Raw genomic sequence first — 17992 nt, 5'->3', positions numbered from 1 at the left:
AGGCAAGAAACCTATCGAGCAGTGCCCTCTTTATAAGCCGTCCTCCGCCACCCGCCAAGCTAAAAGTTTGAAAAGGTTGATAACCCTGCGTAGCATGGCCGTTGAACAGGCAAGGGCGTCGAAGGATTGTTACCCAAATGAAATCAAACTTTTTCCAATCGGTGCGCAATGGATTGTCCTGCGCGGCAATTCTTGCGGCCAGCACGGCGTTGGCGGAGCCCCAGCATGGCATAGCTATGTATGGCGATCCGGCCCTACCACCAGAATTTGTGTCCCTACCATACGCAAACGTGAACGCACCGACGGGGGGAAAAATTGTCACCGGCGAGGTCGGCAGCTTCGATTCGCTAAACCCCCACATCCGCAAAGGACGTGTGCCTTGGCAGCTACGGTTCCTTGCATATGAGAGCCTGATGGGGCGTTCTTGGGACGAACCTTTCACCCTCTACGGGCTTCTGGCCGAAACCGTCGAGACCGATTCGACGAATCTCTGGGTGGAATTCAAGCTGCGGCCAGAGGCGCGATTCTCTGACGGGAGCCCCGTAACTGCCGAAGATGTGATCTGGTCTTACGAGACCTTGGGCACCGAAGGGCACCCACGCTATGCGGGCACGTGGTCCAAGATCGAGAAGTCAGAGATCACCGGTGAGGGCAAAATCCGGTTCACTTTCAAAGAGCCTGACCGCGAATTGGCGCTGATCATGGGGATGCGTCCGATTTTGAAGAAGGCGCAATGGGACGGCGCGACCTTCGAGGACAGCGGGCTGGATACGATTCCGATTTCTTCAGCGCCCTACGTGATCGAGGATTTTGAAGCAGGTCGTTTCGTGTCCCTTAAGCGTAACCCCGATTACTGGGGCCGCGACGTGCCGTTCCGGCGCGGGACAAACAACATCGACGAATTGCGCATGGAGTTCTACGGCGACGCCACCGCCATGTTCGAGGCCTTCAAGGCGGGGGAGCTAAATACCCTGCGCGAAACCAGCACCGCCAAATGGGCGCAGCAATACGACTTTCCGCGTGTAAGGAACGGGGAGGTCATCAAATCAGAAATCCCTCATCAACGGCCCACGGGCATGGATGGGTTCGTGATGAACACCCGCCGCGATATCTTCAAGGACTGGCGCGTCCGCGAGGCGATGCTGCAAGCGTTCAACTATGAGTTCATCAGCGAAAAGCTGAACGGCAAGGACGGCCCGCCACGTATCGCATCCTACTTCCACAACTCCGTCTTGGGGATGGAAGAAGGCCCCGCGACGGGCAAGGTCGCGGCATTGCTGGAACCCTTCAAAGACCAGCTATTGCCCGGCACGATAGAGGGCTACGCACTGCCCGAAAGCAACGGATCCGCCCGCAACCGGTCAGGCATTCGTGAGGCCACACGGCTTCTGGAGGAAGCCGGCTGGGTGGTGAAAGATGGCGTTTTGACGGGGACCGACGGGCAGCCGTTTGTGTTCGACATCTTGCTCAAGCAAGGCAGCGCGGAACATCAATCCATCGTCAGCATCTATAAGGAACATCTGGAACGTCTGGGAATTTTTCCGACCATCACTGTGATTGACAGCGCCCAGTATCGCGCCCGCACCGATGCCTATGACTTTGACATGACCCACTTTATTCGCGGTCTCTCCCTCAGCCCTGGAAATGAACAGATGGCCTATTGGGGCAGTGACGGGGTCACGGAAGAGGGCTCTCGCAACCTGATGGGGATGAACAGCCCAGCGGCGGAGGCGATGATCCAAACGATGCTGACCTCGTCCAGCCAAGAGGATTACCGCGCCGCGGTCAAAGCACTGGACCGCATCTTGACGGCAGGCCGCTATGCGGTGCCGCTGTGGTATTCCAACGTCTCCATGCTGGCGCATGACGCCAACCTGAAGTTTTCCGACAAGCTGCCGGTATACGGCGACTGGATCGGGTTTCAGCCGGATGTGTGGTGGTCTGAATAAGCCCTGTGCTGGCGCGGCCGCAAAGCCGCGCCAGCATCACGCCATTTAAGCTGGCGTGCCGCCGTTCTCTGGGAAGAAGCAGGCGGCGGTATGTGCCTCATCTGACAATTCCGGACGCGTGGTTCGGCACTTGTCTTGCACCTTCCAACAGCGCGGCGCAAACGGGCAGCCCTGCGGTATGGCCAGCGGTGATGGCAATTCGCCGTCGAGCTTGATCCGTTCCTTGGTCTTGCGCGGATCAGCCTGCGGCGTCGCCGACAGCAGCGCTTTGGTGTAGGGATGAAAAGGTGCTGCGAACAATTCGTCGCGGCTGCCTTTCTCTACGCCACGGCCCAGATACATCACGATCACCTCGTCCGCGACATGGCGCACCACGCTTAGATCATGGGAGATGAACAGATACGCCAGTTGCATGCGTTCTTGCAGGTCCACCAACAGGTTCAGAACAGAGCTCTGGATCGAGAGATCAAGCGCCGACACAGGCTCGTCCAGCACCAGAACTTTAGGGTCCAGCATCAGCGCGCGGGCGATGGCGATCCGTTGGCGTTGGCCGCCCGAAAACATGTGCGGATAGCGATCGAAGTGCTCAGGGCGCAGGCCCACCATGCCCAACATCTCGCGCGCCTTTTCCGTGCGCTCTTTCGCGCTCATCTCGGGGCGGTTGATCTTCAATGGCTCTTCCAAAATCATGCCGACGCGCTGGCGCGGGTTCAGGGAGCCGTAGGGGTCTTGGAACACGATCTGTACCGAGGTGCGCAGTGACGCCCAGTCATCACGAACCACGGGCTTACCGTCGAGCAATAAAGTGCCCGCCGTCGGTTCCTCGATCATCGTGACCATGCGAGCCAGCGTGGATTTCCCGCAGCCACTTTCGCCCACGACGGCCAGTGTCTTGCCAGGGTAGAGCGCGAAATCGAGCCCGCCCACAGCCTTCAACGTGCGTGGGGCACGGAACAAACCGCCACCGACTTGGTAGTGCCGCTCAAGTGCGGTTGCTGTCATCACCGGATCTGTCATGATGCCGCCCTCTCGTCTGAATTCAGTGGATAAAAGCACCGCGCGTAGCCTAGGTCACTGCCCAACGCCAACGGGGTCTCTGCCTTGCATTTCGCGTTTGCGAACTTGCAGCGCGGTGAGAACAGGCAGCCCGCAGGCCGGTCAAACTGGCCTGGAACCACGCCCGGAATAGTTGGCAGGCGCTTCTCCGTAGCCCGTTCGGGCAGGGCGTCCAGAAGGGCCGATGTGTAAGGGTGGTGCGGGGTCTCGAACAGCGGCACAACGGGCTGCTCCTCGATCTTTTGGCCCGCGTATTGCACGCTGACGCGCTCAGCGGTTTCAGCGACAACCCCCATATCGTGGGTGATCAGCACCAGCCCCATGCCTGTCTCGTCCCGCAAGGAGGCGAGCAGGTCAAGGATTTGCGCCTGAATGGTCACGTCGAGCGCGGTTGTCGGTTCATCCGCAATCAGTAGTTTGGGTTTACAGGCAATCGCCATGGCGATCATCACCCTCTGGTTCATCCCGCCCGACATCTGGTGCGGGAAGGCGGACAGGCGTTTTTCGGGATCGGGGATGCCGACCTGCTCGAACAGCTCAATCGCGCGGGCCTGACGTTCGCGGCGGCCCATGCCCAAATGAACCCGTAGCGCCTCGCGGATTTGCCAGCCCACGGTGAAGCAGGGGTTGAGCGACGACATCGGTTCTTGGAAAATCATGGCCAGATCGTTGCCCACGATCTTGCGACGCGCGCGTTGATCCATGGTCAGCAGGTCATGCCCGTCGAATGACAGCTCATCTGCGGTGACCGTTGCCGTCCACGGCAGCAGCCCCATCACGGCCAGCATCGACACCGATTTGCCAGAGCCACTTTCGCCGACAATAGCCAGAATTTCGCTGTTGTTGACGTCTTGGTCCACACCGTCCACCGCACGGAACTTGCCGGTGGCGGTCGCGAAGTCGACGCTTAGATTTCTGATACGTAAAAGGGTCATGGGCCTAGCTCCGCTTCAGTTTCGGGTCAAGCGCGTCGCGCAGCCCGTCACCCATCAGGTTGATCGCCAGAACGGTCACAAGAATTGCGAGGCCCGGGAAGGTCACAACCCACCAAGCGCGCAAGATGAATTCCCGTGCCTCTGCCAGCATGGTGCCCCATTCCGGCGTGGGCGGCTGCGCCCCCATGCCAAGGAAGCCCAATGCCGCCGCGTCAAGAATGGCGGTGGAGAACGACAGAGCTGCCTGCACGATGATCGGCGCCAAGCAGTTGGGCAACACAGTGACAAACATCAAACGGAAGATACCGGCACCGGCCACGCGGGCGGAGACAACGTAATCCTTTTGCAATTCGGAGAGCACGCTGGCGCGGGTCAAGCGCACGTAATGAGGTTGCAAAACAATCGCGATGGCGATCATCGCGTTGGTCAGCGACGGCCCAAGAATAGCTACCAGCACCAAGGCGAGCAGCAGGGACGGGAACGCCAACACAATGTCCATCACGCGCATGATGATGCTATCGGCCCATTTGGGCGAGAAGCCCGCGATAAGACCGATGATGATACCGCCAGTTGCCGCAATGCTGACAACGACAACGCCCACGAAGAACGAGTACCGCGCGCCGACAATCAGACGAGACAGCATGTCACGGCCCAAGGGATCGGTGCCCAGTATGTGGGTCCATGTGCCGCCGTCTTGCCAAACCGGCGGCTGCAAAGTCGCCTCGCGGAACTGGTTGGTGGCGTCATGGGGTGCGATCAACGGTCCGAAAAAGGCAAGGAATGCGAAGATCGCAAAAATCCAAAGCCCGATGACGGCTCCGCGGTTCTCACGGAAATAAAACCAAAACTCGCGCAGGCGGCCCGGACGTTCCTGAACCATCTCTGCTTCGGCTGAAAGTGCGTCGTCCATCTATCGCTTCCTGATCTTCGGGTTGATCACGCCGTACAGCATGTCAACGGTAAGGTTCACGATCATCACCATCACGGCGATCAGCAACAGCCCGCCTTGGACGACGGGATAATCGCGCCGGAAAATACTATCGACCATCCACTTGCCGATACCCGGCCAGCTGAAAATGGTCTCTGTCAAAATTGCGCCCGCAAGCAACGTGCCGACCGACAGGCCGATTACCGTGACCACGGGGATCAGGGCGTTGCGCAAGGCGTGAACACCGTTGACGCGCAACGGCGACATGCCTTTGGCGCGGGCGGTGCGGATGTAGTCTTCGCCCAGAACCTCCAACATGGCGGAGCGCGTCTGGCGGGCAATCACCGCAAGGGGGATCGTGCCCAGCACAACCGTCGGCAGGATCAGGTGGCGCAGCGCAGAGGTAAACGCCCCTTTCTGGCCCGACGCGAGGCTGTCGATGATCATAAAGCCCGTCGGGTCGGGGAAGTAGTAAAGCAGGTCAATGCGGCCTGACACTGGCGTCCATTGCAGGTTACCAGAGAACACGATGATCAGCAGCAACGCCCACCAAAAGATAGGCATCGAATAGCCAACGAGTGCTGTGGACATCAACGCGCGGTCAAAGAACTTGCCGCGGTTCACGGCGGCAATCACCCCCGCAGGCAGGCCCAGCAGAACCGCGAAGATCATCGCGCAGATGGACAGCTCCAAAGTGGCAGGAAACAGAGCGAAGAACTCGTCCCAGACGGGGCGTTTGGTCACGAAGGAGTTGCCCAAATCGCCTTGCAAAACGCCGGTCAGATACTCCCAGAACTGCACATAGATCGGGCGGTCGTAGCCAAATTGTTTGGCCAATTCGGCATAGCGCTCGTCAGAGATGCCGCGCTCGCCGGCCATCACTTGGATAGGGTCGCCGGGCAGGGCACGGATAAAGCTGAACGATATCAGCGTAACCCCAACGAACGTGGGTATAAACGTGAGCAGGCGGCCCAAAACATAGTTCAGCATGATATCACCATCAGGTCTTTGGGGAATTTGGTTAAGGTCTCGTATCCGTCATCGGTAATCAGCACGTCATCTTCGATACGCACACCAAACTTGCCGATCTGATAGAGTCCGGGCTCATTGGTGTAAACGGTTCCGGCGGGTAACTTTGTGTGGTTGCCGCGTACGATATAAGGCGCCTCATGCACATCGCGGCCCAAACCGTGGCCGGTTTTTGTGCGGATGCGGTCTGCGTAGGGCGAGGCCTCCAGCACGTTGGTCACGACGTCGTCAATCTCATGCGCCGTTACGCCAGCGCGCGTGATAGCAAGGCCCGCAAGATTGGCCTGCAAAACGGTATCATAAACCGCGCGACCTTCATCACTGACGTGGTCAAGAAAAACAGTGCGCGTGATGTCAGCGGCGAAGCCATTCTTACGCGCGCCAAAGTCGATCAAAAGCGCGTCGCCAGCCTTCACAGCGTAGTCATGACGCGCATGGGCATGGGGGCGGGCGGAGTTGTCGCCTGCGGCAACAATAGGGCTAAACGACAGGCCGTCCGCGCCCTCGTCGAACAGGCATTTGACCAGCATCTGCTCGATATCAACTTCGGACTGCCCCAGCTTCACGCTGTCCAGCGTGCGGTGCAACGCACGCTCCGAGATATCAATGGCCTCTTGCAGTGCGGCGAGGTCTTGCGGCGTCTTGATCATCCGCAGGCCAGAGATTTCGCGCTCCGCGTCGGTGATCGTCAAAGACGGCTGCGCGGCGAGCAGGGCATGATGCACGAAGACGCGCATCACTTGCCCCTCTACAGCCAGTGTTTTGATGTCCAGATGATCGGTCAGCGCCTTGAAGGCGTCCGCGTAACCGGTCTGGTCGCGCCAATCAAAAACCGCGCCCTCAAAACCAACCAGCTCCCAGCTGCCCAATTCCAGATTGGGAACCAACGCTGCGGCGGGTTTGTGAGCTGGGATGACCAACACGAATGGCCGCTCATGGCTGCCAAAGCTGTGATCCAAAGCACGGGTGAAATTCGGTCCGGGGACCAGCGCCACGGCATCAACGCCTAAATCTTCGGCAACCTTGGCGTATTCGGATAGGCGTTGCGATAATGACTGTGACACAGGCAAGCGCCCCCCGACGTTGTCAGAATTATTGGTAGGGACGGCGCATAACGCGCCGTCCCCGATTTGAAAAGCCTATTATTTAGACAAACCAACTTGGTTGAAGATGTGGCCACCCAGCGGGTGCACAACGTAGCCGTCAACCTCTGGGCGCATCGCCATGTAAACGACCGAGTGAGCGATCGTTGCCCAAGGTGCTTGGTCTTTGAAGATGACCTGAGCTTCTTCGTACAGCTTGCTACGCTCTTCCTGTGTTGGCAGGACTTTCGCTTTCTGGATCAGTGCGTCGAACTCTTCGTTACACCATTGCGCACGGTTGGATTTCTCCACGCCGTCACAGCCCAAAAGAACTGCCAAGAAGTTGTCTGGGTCGCCGTTGTCGCCAGTCCAACCCAGCAGAACAGCACCGTCACGATCCTTGGCTTTGGAGCGCTCAAGATACTCGCCCCACTCGTAGGACACGATCTCAACGTTGACGCCGATTTTCGAGAAATCTTCCTGCATCAACTCAGCCATGCGGCGTGCGTTCGGGTTGTAAGGGCGCTGAACAGGCATCGCCCAGATTTTCAGGTCCAGATCGGACACACCTTCAGCTTCCAAAGCTGCTTTCGCGGCTTCTGGGTCGTAGTTGTCGTCCTCAACGGCCTCATTGTAGGACCACATGGTTGGCGGGATCGGGTTCTTGGCGATCTGGCCGGACCCTTGGAACACCACGTCGATGATGGCTTGTTTGTCGATCGCCATGTTCAGTGCTTTACGCACGTTTGGATTATCGAACGGTGCCACTTGGGTGTTGTAGGCAAGGTAGCCGACGTTCAGGCCTTCCTGCTCCATGACGACAACGTCTTCGGCGTCTTTCATGGACTGGATGTCAGCAGGGTTAGGGTAGGCCGTGACGTGGCATTCGCCCGCTTGCACTTTTTGGTAACGCACGGAGGCGTCTGGCGTGATCGCGAAGATCAGGCTTTCAACCTTGGCTTTGTCGCCCCAATACGCGTCGTTGCGCAGATAACGGATAACCGCATCTTTTTGGTAGGCTTGGAAGGTGAACGGGCCAGTGCCGATAGGCGCTTGGTTCAGCATTTCCGGTGTGCCAGCTTCCAGCATCGCGTCCGCGTATTCTTTGGATACGATCGACGCGAAGTCCATTGCCATGTTGGCAATGATTGGCGCTTCGGCGCGGGTCAGGTTGAAGACAACAGTGTAGTCGTCGACTTTTTCGATGCTTTCGATCAAGTCGGGCATCGACATGCCACCGTAGTATTCCCACGTGCCGCCGGACACTTTGTTGTATGGGTTGTCAGGGTTGCCCTGACGGTCGAAGCTAAAGATCACGTCGTCCGCGTTGAAGTCACGTGTCGGTGTGAACTGCGCGTTGGAGTGGAACTTCACGCCTTTACGCAGGTTGAACGTCACCTTGGTGCCGTCTTCGGACACGTCCCAGCTTTCCGCCAGCGCAGGAATGGTTTCCGTTGTACCGACTTTGAATTCCGACAAGCGGTTGTAGATCGGGTGGCTCGACGCATCGAAGGTTGTGCCGGATGTGTACAGTGCCGGGTCAAAGCCCTCTGGGGACCCTTCGGAACAGTAGACCAGCGATTGCGCCTGTGCCGACACGCCCAGCGTGCTCAGCAACAGGCCAGTGGCCATGATTTTGTTTAAAGACATCAGTTTCTCTCCTAGTTGACGACTTGTTGTTATTATTCAGCGACATCGTTTTGGCGCCGCTGAGGGTGAACTTGGTCAGCGTCTGAGCGGTAGCATCTCGCGCTGGTTGTCTGTGTCGGTGGTCGCGGCGGGGCCGCTGTCGACGGGTTTGCCGTATTGCATGCGGCCGACCCAAAGGATCCGCGCCAGCTTTTCGGTCTTGTTTGCCCAGCAATGCGGCGTGGTGCCAAGATAGTGCAGGCTGTCGCCAACACCCATCAGGTATTCGCGTTCCCCAACCATCTGCGAGATTTCACCCTCTAGTATATAGATGATTTCTTCGCCGACGTGGGTAACAACTTCGGACTCGTAGCCGGGCGGCACGTTCATCACATAGGATGTCAACTCGTGGCCCGCGCGCTCCGCGCCGATCTGCTCATACTCAATGGACGATCCGGCAACTGCAAACTTGGGCCGCCCTGCGCCGCGTGTCAAACTGTCCACCGCACGGGGCGGGCGGATGAAGTAGTCGGTATCCACCTCAATGGCTTTGGCGATCTGGTTAAGCGTGCCGAGGGTCGGTGTGGCATTGCCGCGCTCTACCTGACTAAGGTAGCCCACGGAAACACCGGACACGGCGGACAACTGCTGCAACGTCATCGACAGCCGATGGCGCTGTGTACGCATGCGCGTGCCCAGCTCATCAGTTGGATTGGGTGCGGCTGCAAGCCCGGCCTTATCAATCAAATTGTCCCCCCAGCGGATGCTCTTGAGCACTCCTGCGCGCAACTTGTCGTGACATCTTGTGAGCGTCAACAATAAAAATTTTTCTGAAGGTATAATTAGAGCTAAACCTGCGCACGCAGGCAGCCGGATGCAACGCACCGCGCGCACCTACCAAAGATTGAAGCCTATTGGGCGGCCACCGCCTGCGCGGGTTGCGCGGGGTTCTCTTTGTTCGGGTACACCAGACCAGCCGAAATGACCAATTTCGCGGCGTCCTCCACGCTCATATCCAATTCGATGACATCGGATTTGGGTACGAACAGCAAAAAGCCGGAGGTCGGGTTGGGGGTCGTCGGCAAGAAGATCGACATAATCTCGTCTTCCACCGGAATGTCGCGGTCAATCTCACCCTTGGCCGTGGTGGAGATGAAGGCAATCGCCCAAATCCCACGGCGCGGGTATTCGACCAGACAGGCCTTCTCGAACGAGGTTTCGCGCTGTGAAAACACCGTCTCGGCGATCTGCTTCAGACCGTTGTAGATGGAGCGCACGACAGGCATGCGGTCCACAAGACTTTCGCCCCACCGCAAGAAGGAGCGCCCCAAGATGCCTTTGCCCATCCAGCCGACAAGCATGGTAAACAGCAAGAAGAATACCACCCCGACGCCGCGCAGGTTGATACCTACGTATTGCTCTGGGCGGTAGTGATACGGCACGAATGGCAGCACCCAACTGTCGATCCAGCCGACAACGCTCCACGTGAGCCACATGGTCAGCCCGATAGGGGCAATCACCACCAAACCCGCCAAGAAGTTGCCGCGCATCCGCGCGAACAAACCCGGCCTGCGGGACTTTTTGTGGTCGTTTTCGTGATCGTCCAGCAGCATGGCGGCCTATGGTCTCTCGGTTGCGCTATAAGTTATGTATGACCGCACTGCGCATCCGACAAGCGGGCAGTGCGGTCAGACACAAATAATGATCCGATTTAGATCAGATTTCGCGCAATCTGCGCCGCCAGCCGCGCATTGTTAAGCACAAGCGCGATATTCGCCGTCAATGATGCGCCCTCGGTCAACTCAAAGATGCGGCCCAGAAGGAACGGCGTGACCGATTTACCGTCGATGCCTTGCGATGCGGCCTCTGCCAGTGCCTGCTCAATGATCGGCGACAAAGTGGAGGACGCGATTTCGGCCTCTACGGGGATCGGGTTTGCGATCAACTGACCGCCCGGCACCCCCAACGCCGCCCGCATGCGGTGCGCCTTGGCGATGCTGGCTGCATCATCCATGCGCAAGGGTGCAGCCAGGTCGGATTCGCGCGACCAAAAGGCGGGCAGGGTATCTTGACCGTAAGCGATGACCGGCACGCCCAACGTCTCTAGGACTTCCAGTGTTTTTGGCAGATCGAGGATGGCCTTTGCGCCTGCGGCCACCACTGTCACGGCTGTTTGCGACAGTTCTTGCAGGTCGGCGGAGATGTCAAAGCTCAACTCCGCGCCGCGGTGCACGCCGCCGATGCCGCCCGTGGCGAACACTTCGATACCGGCGTAGCGCGCGGCGATCATTGTCGCCGCAACGGTCGTTGCCCCTGTGCCGCCGGTCGCGATGCACGCGGCCATGTCCGCACGCGACAACTTCGCCACGTTGCTGGCTTGCCCCAACGTATCCAGCTCTGCATCCGTCAGCCCGATGTGCAGCTTACCTGCGATCACTGCAATCGTCGCAGGCACGGCGCCGTTGTCACGGATGGTTTGTTCCACCTCGCGGGCGGTCTCCACGTTTTGCGGGTAAGGCATGCCGTGGGTGATAATGGTGCTTTCAAGTGCGACGATAGGCTGGCCCGCGGCCTTTGCGGCCTCAACTTCTGGGGCGTAGTGTAGAGGGATCAATAGCTGTCTCCGGATATATAGGTGGCGGTGGCGCTCATGGCGTTTTGCAGGGCCGACTCTGGGTCGGCCCCTTGGGCTTCGGCGGCAATATGTGCGGCCATGAAGGTGTCGCCCGCGCCAGTGATGCGTTTCACCTGAACTTTGGGGGGCGTGAAGGTTAACAGATTGTCACCGAACGCAAGCGATGCGGCCTCAGCGCCATTGGTGACCAGCGCACGGTACAACCCTTGCCCCAGCAACGCGCTAGCGGCGGCGGTACTATCCGCAAAACTGGTGTCGAGCAGCAGCGCGGCTTCCTCCATGTTTACATAGAGCGTCGCTGTCGGGTGGCTCAGGAACGGGCGCAACCGCTCCGCCTTGCCGGGGGAGGCGGGGGCGATGCGCAGGTCCGTCTCGGCGAACCTCTGGTCGGTGGCAATCTGGGTGAGCAACTCCACGGTCAGATTGCCGTCAAGCGCTACAAGCCCTGTCCAACCCGACAAGGCGTCCTGCATGGGGGCCAAGATCGCGTCGCCGGATTTTTCCAACGAATGCGCGTCCGCAATCGCCGCGATCAGCCCGTTGCGGCCTTCAATCGCCATATAGCGGTCTGTGGGAAGCCCGTCGGGGCGGTGAATGTGATCGGTGATCATGCCCATATCGGCGCAGGCGCGCAGCAGCTCGTCGCCCTCCGCGTCCTGACCGATCGCGGTCAAAAGGGCAGGGGTCATGCCATAAGCTTGCAGCGCCATCGCGATATTCATCGCAACGCCACCTGGCAGGCGGGTAATGCGGCCCGGACGGTCATGACCGCGCTGCATGTCGTTGTCGTGGCGTCCGATAATGTCCCAAAGGACAGCACCGATGCACAAGATGTCAGGTGTGTTGTTCATGGCCGACTTAAAAGCAGGCCAAGGGCGGGGGTTCAAGAGGTCATCCACCTGATCCCCGCCCAAAGAGCAGGTTACTCCACTGGGATGCTCTCGATCGTCTCGATGCTGTCTATTACTGGCGGCTCCGAGCGCGGTTCCTCATAGCTCGGCTCCCGCGCAACGGTGGGGGCAGGGCGCGCCACTGTCACCCGCGTCGAGGCGCGCGACGCCTCCTCTACAGCGCCGCAGGTGCGCGATATGCTGCTGGGCAATTCAGACGCTGGGATGTTCATGGCGGTACCAAGATAGGCCCGAACGCGGCTGTCGCGGTAGAACACCTGCCGTGTCAGCCCCTCTGTGCCCATGCGGATATCGCGCGTGCCATCTGCCGTGACCACCCGGAGCACGGGGCTGTAAAGCCCAGGCGAGACCTGAACGTTGCATCGCATAGCGTCCGCCGCTGCTGCCGGCGTTGCCAAGGCAACAGATATGGCGAGCGCACCAAGCCCTGTGATAATTGAACCATACATATGACTTCTCCTTTAAATATACTGACCGTCCGCACCGATTTTGCGCCCTGACATTGCGCGTGGATAGGGGCATCAGTCCCATTGCATGGGTTTTTCACCCTAATTTCACGCGGCAATCACCTAATCGCGGCCATTTCGCCCTTTGGGACTTGCGGCACAGAGGGTCATGGGCTAACTGGCGCGTACTTCGCAGGCGGGGTCGGGCCGATTGGGGGAGAAATCCCATGACGTCCACCGGTTGAGGCATCCGCCTCTAACACCCCGCCGAGGCTTAAACCGGAAAAGGAAAACGGATATGGCACTGCCAGAATTTTCGCTCCGTCAGCTCTTGGAAGCTGGCGTTCACTTTGGTCACCAAACCCAACGCTGGAACCCGCGTATGGCCCCGTACATCTACGGCGCTAAAAACGGTATCCACATCATGGACCTGACCCAAACTGTCCCAATGCTGGATCAAGCGCTGCAAGTTGTGCGCGACACCACAGCAAAAGGCGGCCGCATCTTGTTCGTCGGCACCAAGCGTCAGGCACAGCGCCCGATCGCAGAAGCCGCAGAAAAATGCGCACAATACTACATGAACCACCGCTGGTTGGGCGGCACGTTGACGAACTGGAAAACCGTTTCCAACTCGATCAACCGCCTGAAGAAAATCGACGAAGCCCAAGAATCCGGCTTCACAGGTCTGACCAAGAAAGAGCGTCTTGGCATGGAACGTGACCAAGGCAAGCTTCAGGCTTCCCTCGGCGGCATCCGTGAAATGGGCGGCGTTCCTGACCTGCTGGTTGTGATCGACGTAAACAAAGAAGACTTGGCCATCGCCGAAGCAAAGAAACTGGGCATCCCAGTTATTGCTGTGGTTGACACCAACTGCTCCCCTGACGGCATCGACTACCTGATCCCGGGCAACGACGACGCATCGCGCGCTATCGGCCTGTACTGTGATCTGGTTGCACGTGCGGCTCTGGACGGCATGCAGGCGCAAATGGGCGCTGCTGGCGTTGATCTGGGCGCAATGGACGAAGCAATGGCTGAAGAAGCTGTTGCGGCTGAAGGCTAAGCCTTTTCCACGCTAATCTGTTACCCGAAGGCCTGAAATACGGCCTTCGGGATCAATCCAATTCTATTCAGGAGATCCAAGATGGCGATTACCGCTGCAATGGTGAAAGAACTGCGTGATTCCACAGGCGCAGGCATGATGGACGCGAAAAAAGCGCTGACAGAAAACGACGGCGACATGGAAGCCGCTGTTGATTGGCTGCGCACCAAGGGCTTGGCAAAAGCCGCCAAGAAATCCGGTCGCACCGCCGCTGAAGGCCTTGTTGCTGTCAAGGTAGACGGTGGCGTTGGCGTTGCGGTTGAAGTGAACTCCGAAACCGACTTCGTTGGTAAAAACGCAGAGTTCCAAGCAATGGTTGCGGGCGTTGCAGACGTCGCTATCGGGGCGAAAACAACCGAAGAGCTGGCGGCAGCCGACATGGGCGGCAAGTCCGTCGCTGACACGATCACGGCGAAAGTCGCGACCATCGGCGAGAACATGTCCCTGCGCCGCATGGCACGCCTTGAGGGCCAGTCTGTTGTGTCCTACGTGCACAACGCTGCCGCAGAAGGCATGGGCAAAATCGGCGTTCTGGTGGCTCTGTCCTCCGAGAACGAAGCATTCGGCAAACAGGTTGCCATGCACGTCGCTGCCGTAAACCCAGCGTCCCTGTCCGAAGCTGACCTTGACCCAGCCGTTGTTGAAAAAGAGAAAACCGTCCAGATGGATATTGCCCGTGAAAGCGGCAAGCCAGAAGCGGTGATCGAAAAGATGATCGTTGGCCGCATGAAGAAATTCATGGCCGAGGTTACTTTGCTGAACCAACAGTTCGTTGTGAACCCAGACCTGACCGTCGAAGCTGCTGCTAAAGAAGCTGGCGTTGAGATCACTGGCTTCGTGCGTCTGGAAGTTGGCGAAGGCATCGAGAAAAAAGAAGAGAACTTCGCAGAAGAAGTGGCGGCAACGCTGAAAGGCTAATTCCGCCTTCATCTGTAGAACCTAAAAACGGCGCGAGGGGGAAACCCTTCGCGCCGTTTCTGGTTGTCAGGCCCCCACGCTGGGGAAGATGCAGGCCCGACAGGGAGGAGAGCATACATCCTCAAGACCTGTCGAAGCCTTGGGGATGTGCGCCAACGGGACGGATCCTGTCGGCAGCAACCCTTGGAAATGCAAGGTGCACCCTTAACATAGTCTCACGGCCGAAGCCGTCACTCATGAGACATGGTTAAAACTATTACGCTGCAGTGCAAAATTTCAAAGTATGGCTTTCCTTACCTCCACTCGACGCCAACATTAGGAGTGGCGCGTAGAAGCTTGATTCAAAACGGAAACCTAACTCTTAGTGCCAGATTTTTCAGGGCGAAAAATCAACACAAAACTTCACTGAAAACGGACGTCAGGGCAGGGTGCCTATTCGCTCTCAATCAGGAAGAACTGGTTCTGGCTGGAGGCCTTCAAAATAGCCTGCGCAGTGGTGTCCACATCCAAGGTTTCTCGGGCCAAACGCAGGTGCTTTTCGATCGTAGCGGGGTTCAATCCCATGATCGTCGCAGTGTCTTGGATCGTCTTGCCGTCTGCCACCCATTCCAGCACCTCGCGCTGGCGTGCGGTGAGCGGACGACGCTGGCCGGTAGTATGCGGCAGCTGCGTGACCTTGAGGTGCATAACCTTGTTGGCCAGTTCAATATCTGCGCCATGCTTGGCCCAGATCTCGTCCACGTCGTCTTGCGACAGCCCACGACGCGCGGTGAGGCCCGTTGCACCCTTAGCCCGCATCGAGACATCGTGAAAACTAATCGTGTAACCCGCAGTAACGCCAAGCCTTTGGTTCAGCGCGACAACTTCCATCTCGCCAGGGGACAGCTTGCCCGACATCGCCAAATCCCGCATCAGGGACCAGCTACACGCGCCCACGTTCTCTGCGGCCCATGCGACCATCGGGCCTTGATAATAGCCGCCGTCGCCCACAAAGTGCTCCACATAGGCGGGCTCGTGGTTGGTGAGGATCAGCGCGTCTTGCAGGTCGCCTAAAGTCGATCCAGTCCGAAAACGTGTGTAGCCGTAGACCAAGCGGTCAAACCCGAACTCCGCCATTTTGGCGGTGTGCAGGGACCAGACGTCCTCCAGCGAATTGCTCGCGATGATATCTCCAAGGTGCTCTTGTATCATGCTCCGCGCCCACGCCCCAAATGCGCCGACAGCGCGTCCAGCGCCAAAAGATAACCCGTTGCGCCGAACCCTGCGATTTGGCCCAACGCGACAGGGGCGATGAAGGACTTGTGGCGGAACGCTTCCCGCGCATGGATGTTGGACAAATGCACCTCGACGACGGGCAACTCCACAGATGCGATAGCGTCCATAAGTGCCACAGATGTATGGGTAAAAGCACCAGCGTTCAGCACGATACCGGCATGCGATCCTTTGGCCGCATGTATCGCGTCGATCAGCACGCCTTCATGGTTCGACTGCAGGCAGGAAATCTTCATTCCCAAGGACTTGCCGTGCGTTTCGCACATTTCCTCCACGTCCGGCAGTGTGACGGAGCCATAAACATCCGGCTGCCGTGTGCCCAGTAGATTCAGATTTGGCCCATTGAGGACAAGAATAGAAGTCATCGACGGCTCCTCGCAGTATCCTTAAATACCTACGTCCTCGCGCAGATACTGTCGAGCAGTTTACGCTCGGCATATGGACATTCGCTACGAAAAGGCGCGGTTTGGCGCAATAAAATTAACGCAGACCTGAAAACTTACACAAGAAAAGGCGTTAGCCGTCGGTCGCAGCTGGGGCGAGAATTTCGGAACACTCAGCGTTGAGTGAGACACACACGCTTTACCTATAATCAGTATTATGTAAATAAATAGTGGGTGCAGTGCAATAATATATGATAAAGCCCTGCAATAACCCTCAGCTATATATGAGTAATTTAAACCGTTAGCCTAACGCATATCCGGCGCCGCGCACCGTGCGCACCGGATCGTCGCCGCCTGTTGAGCATAAAACCTTACGCAGACGCCCGACATGTACGTCCACCGTGCGCGTGTCGACGTAGATGTCGCGGCCCCAGACGCGGTCCAACAACTGCTCGCGCGACCACACGCGCCCTGGGCGTTCCATGAATGTGGCCAGAAGCCTGAATTCTGTCGGCCCAAGCTTCAGCGCAGTATCACCGCGAAACACGCGGTGCTCCTCAACGTCCATCACCACGTCCTCATATTCGAGACGTTGACCAACCGCAGACGGACGTGAGCGGCGAAGCTGCGTACGCAGACGTGCCAAAAGCTCCGCAACAGAATACGGCTTCACAACATAATCATCTGCACCGATCTCCAGCCCGCGCACGCGGTCATCTTCCTCGGAACGTGCCGATAGCATGATGACCGGTATCCGCCGCGTCTCAGGCTTGGCTTTGATTTGGCGGCATATTTCGATGCCGGAGACATTTGGCAGCATCCAGTCCAGCACGATCACATCCGGCGCGTGTTCCTGTATGCGTAGCAGCGCCTCGTCGCCATTCTCGGCGGTTTCGACCAAGTAGCCTTCCGCACGCACGTTATAGGCAAGAACTTCCCGTTGCGCAGGATCATCTTCAACAATTAGAACAACAGGTTGCGACGTCATATTAAACCTTTCCGAGAGTGCTGTCGGTGGATGTTCTGTCCGTTTTTGTGCGGTCCTCATCCGGCATCTCGCCGGTCACAAGATAGATGACCTGCTCGCAGATCGACGTCACGTGATCGCCCATCCGTTCGACGTTCTTGGCGATGAAATGCAGGTGCATGCACGCCGTAATGTTGCGCGGATCTTCCATCATATGCGTCAGGAATTCGCGAAACAGCGCATTATACATCTGATCAACGTCCGCGTCGCGCTGGCGTACATTGATTGCCAGCTCCAGGTCGCGCTGGATATAGGCATCGAGTGCATCTTTCAGCATCAGGTTCACAAGCTGCGTCATCCGGCGCAACGCGCCGCCTGTGCCGGTAATCGCTGGCATTTCGGACAGAACAGCCGTTCGTTTCCCCAAGTTTTTGGCATAATCGCCCATGCGCTCCAGATTGCCCGAGATCTTCAGCACGGAGAGCACCGTGCGCAGGTCACCCGCCGCAGGCGAACGCATCGCAATCACCCGTGCAACTTCCGAGGCGACTTGCTCTTCCAGCTCGTCGATCAACTTGTCGTTCTGGCGCACTTGTTCGCCCAGTTCGGTATCGCGCATCTCCAACGCCCGCGCGGCGTCGGAGATTGCAGTTTCAACCAAACCGCCCATTTTCATGATCAACGCTTGGACAGCGTCTAGATCACGGTCAAATGCGGATGCAATATGTCCTTGGTCCATCATAGTCCTGCTCC

18 protein-coding genes are annotated in these 17992 nt (G+C 58.1%); 3 read left to right on the top strand and 15 right to left on the bottom strand.

The window, feature by feature from the left end; all coding sequences use genetic code 11:
• Positions 1 to 137 precede the first annotated feature (137 nt).
• Complete coding sequence (locus BLW66_RS04215; RefSeq protein ID WP_089945308.1) at positions 138 to 1949, top strand: extracellular solute-binding protein; 1812 nt, start codon at positions 138 to 140, stop codon at positions 1947 to 1949.
• A gap of 45 nt (positions 1950 to 1994) precedes the next feature.
• Here BLW66_RS04215 and BLW66_RS04210 read toward each other — a convergent pair whose 3' ends face one another.
• The 11 genes from BLW66_RS04210 to BLW66_RS04160 form a co-directional block, all read right to left on the bottom strand.
• Positions 1995 to 2966: an ABC transporter ATP-binding protein gene (locus BLW66_RS04210; protein ID WP_089945306.1), complete on the bottom strand. Its 972-nt coding sequence runs from the start codon at positions 2964 to 2966 to the stop codon at positions 1995 to 1997.
• Complete coding sequence (locus tag BLW66_RS04205) at positions 2963 to 3940, bottom strand: ABC transporter ATP-binding protein (RefSeq protein ID WP_089945304.1); 978 nt, start codon at positions 3938 to 3940, stop codon at positions 2963 to 2965. The genes BLW66_RS04210 and BLW66_RS04205 overlap by 4 nt, the downstream gene beginning before the upstream one ends.
• 4 nt (positions 3941 to 3944) lie before the next feature.
• Positions 3945 to 4850 carry an ABC transporter permease subunit gene (locus tag BLW66_RS04200; RefSeq protein WP_089945303.1) on the bottom strand — a complete coding sequence of 302 codons (906 nt, stop codon included), beginning with the start codon at positions 4848 to 4850 and terminating at the stop codon, positions 3945 to 3947.
• Positions 4851 to 5858, bottom strand: a complete 1008-nt coding sequence (locus tag BLW66_RS04195; protein ID WP_089945301.1) for an ABC transporter permease subunit — start codon at positions 5856 to 5858, stop codon at positions 4851 to 4853. It lies immediately after the preceding gene.
• A complete protein-coding gene (locus BLW66_RS04190) occupies positions 5852 to 6961 on the bottom strand; it encodes a M24 family metallopeptidase (protein WP_089945299.1) in 1110 nt (369 codons plus the stop codon). The genes BLW66_RS04195 and BLW66_RS04190 overlap by 7 nt, the downstream gene beginning before the upstream one ends.
• A 78-nt stretch (positions 6962 to 7039) precedes the next feature.
• Entirely contained in the window at positions 7040 to 8629 is a 1590-nt protein-coding gene (locus BLW66_RS04185; protein ID WP_089945298.1) for an ABC transporter substrate-binding protein, read from the bottom strand.
• A 75-nt stretch (positions 8630 to 8704) separates the two neighbouring features.
• Positions 8705 to 9355, bottom strand: coding sequence for a helix-turn-helix domain-containing protein (locus BLW66_RS04180; protein ID WP_280140664.1), 651 nt, complete (start codon positions 9353 to 9355; stop codon positions 8705 to 8707).
• A 164-nt stretch (positions 9356 to 9519) separates the two neighbouring features.
• Positions 9520 to 10221, bottom strand: a complete 702-nt coding sequence (locus tag BLW66_RS04175) for a DUF502 domain-containing protein (protein WP_089945296.1) — start codon at positions 10219 to 10221, stop codon at positions 9520 to 9522.
• Positions 10222 to 10319: 98 nt separating this feature from the next.
• Positions 10320 to 11222 carry a pseudouridine-5'-phosphate glycosidase gene (locus BLW66_RS04170; protein WP_089945294.1) on the bottom strand — a complete coding sequence of 301 codons (903 nt, stop codon included), beginning with the start codon at positions 11220 to 11222 and terminating at the stop codon, positions 10320 to 10322.
• Positions 11219 to 12094, bottom strand: coding sequence for a PfkB family carbohydrate kinase (locus tag BLW66_RS04165; protein ID WP_089945678.1), 876 nt, complete (start codon positions 12092 to 12094; stop codon positions 11219 to 11221). Before BLW66_RS04165 ends, BLW66_RS04170 begins: the two co-directional genes overlap by 4 nt.
• Positions 12095 to 12165: 71 nt before the next feature.
• The gene (locus BLW66_RS04160) at positions 12166 to 12603 is read right to left on the bottom strand and encodes a hypothetical protein (RefSeq protein WP_089945292.1); all 438 of its coding nucleotides are present in this window, start codon (positions 12601 to 12603) and stop codon (positions 12166 to 12168) included.
• Between the two features lie 295 nt (positions 12604 to 12898).
• On the opposite strand from BLW66_RS04160, the gene rpsB reads away from it, so the two are divergent.
• Both rpsB and tsf read left to right on the top strand, forming a co-directional pair.
• The gene (rpsB, locus tag BLW66_RS04155) at positions 12899 to 13660 is read left to right on the top strand and encodes a 30S ribosomal protein S2 (protein WP_089945290.1); all 762 of its coding nucleotides are present in this window, start codon (positions 12899 to 12901) and stop codon (positions 13658 to 13660) included.
• 81 nt (positions 13661 to 13741) lie between these two features.
• The gene (gene tsf / locus BLW66_RS04150; RefSeq protein ID WP_089945288.1) at positions 13742 to 14617 is read left to right on the top strand and encodes a translation elongation factor Ts; all 876 of its coding nucleotides are present in this window, start codon (positions 13742 to 13744) and stop codon (positions 14615 to 14617) included.
• Between the two features lie 432 nt (positions 14618 to 15049).
• Here the strand turns inward: tsf and BLW66_RS04145 are convergent, their stop codons facing one another.
• The 4 genes from BLW66_RS04145 to phoU all read right to left on the bottom strand — a co-directional run bounded on the left by BLW66_RS04145 (position 15050) and on the right by phoU (position 17978).
• Positions 15050 to 15808 carry a LuxR family transcriptional regulator gene (locus BLW66_RS04145; protein WP_089945286.1) on the bottom strand — a complete coding sequence of 253 codons (759 nt, stop codon included), beginning with the start codon at positions 15806 to 15808 and terminating at the stop codon, positions 15050 to 15052.
• The gene (gene aroQ, locus BLW66_RS04140) at positions 15805 to 16254 is read right to left on the bottom strand and encodes a type II 3-dehydroquinate dehydratase (RefSeq protein WP_089945284.1); all 450 of its coding nucleotides are present in this window, start codon (positions 16252 to 16254) and stop codon (positions 15805 to 15807) included. The genes BLW66_RS04145 and aroQ overlap by 4 nt, the downstream gene beginning before the upstream one ends.
• A 319-nt stretch (positions 16255 to 16573) precedes the next feature.
• Positions 16574 to 17260: a phosphate regulon transcriptional regulator PhoB gene (phoB, locus tag BLW66_RS04135; RefSeq protein WP_089945282.1), complete on the bottom strand. Its 687-nt coding sequence runs from the start codon at positions 17258 to 17260 to the stop codon at positions 16574 to 16576.
• A gap of 1 nt (position 17261) precedes the next feature.
• Positions 17262 to 17978, bottom strand: a complete 717-nt coding sequence (phoU, locus tag BLW66_RS04130; RefSeq protein WP_089945676.1) for a phosphate signaling complex protein PhoU — start codon at positions 17976 to 17978, stop codon at positions 17262 to 17264.
• Positions 17979 to 17992: the final 14 nt, after the last annotated feature.

Source organism: Litoreibacter albidus (assembly GCF_900107015.1).
Classification (GTDB): Bacteria; Pseudomonadota; Alphaproteobacteria; order Rhodobacterales; family Rhodobacteraceae; genus Litoreibacter; species Litoreibacter albidus.
The sequence above is the reverse complement of the archived record's forward strand: the minus strand, read 5'-3'. Positions and strand labels throughout refer to the sequence as shown.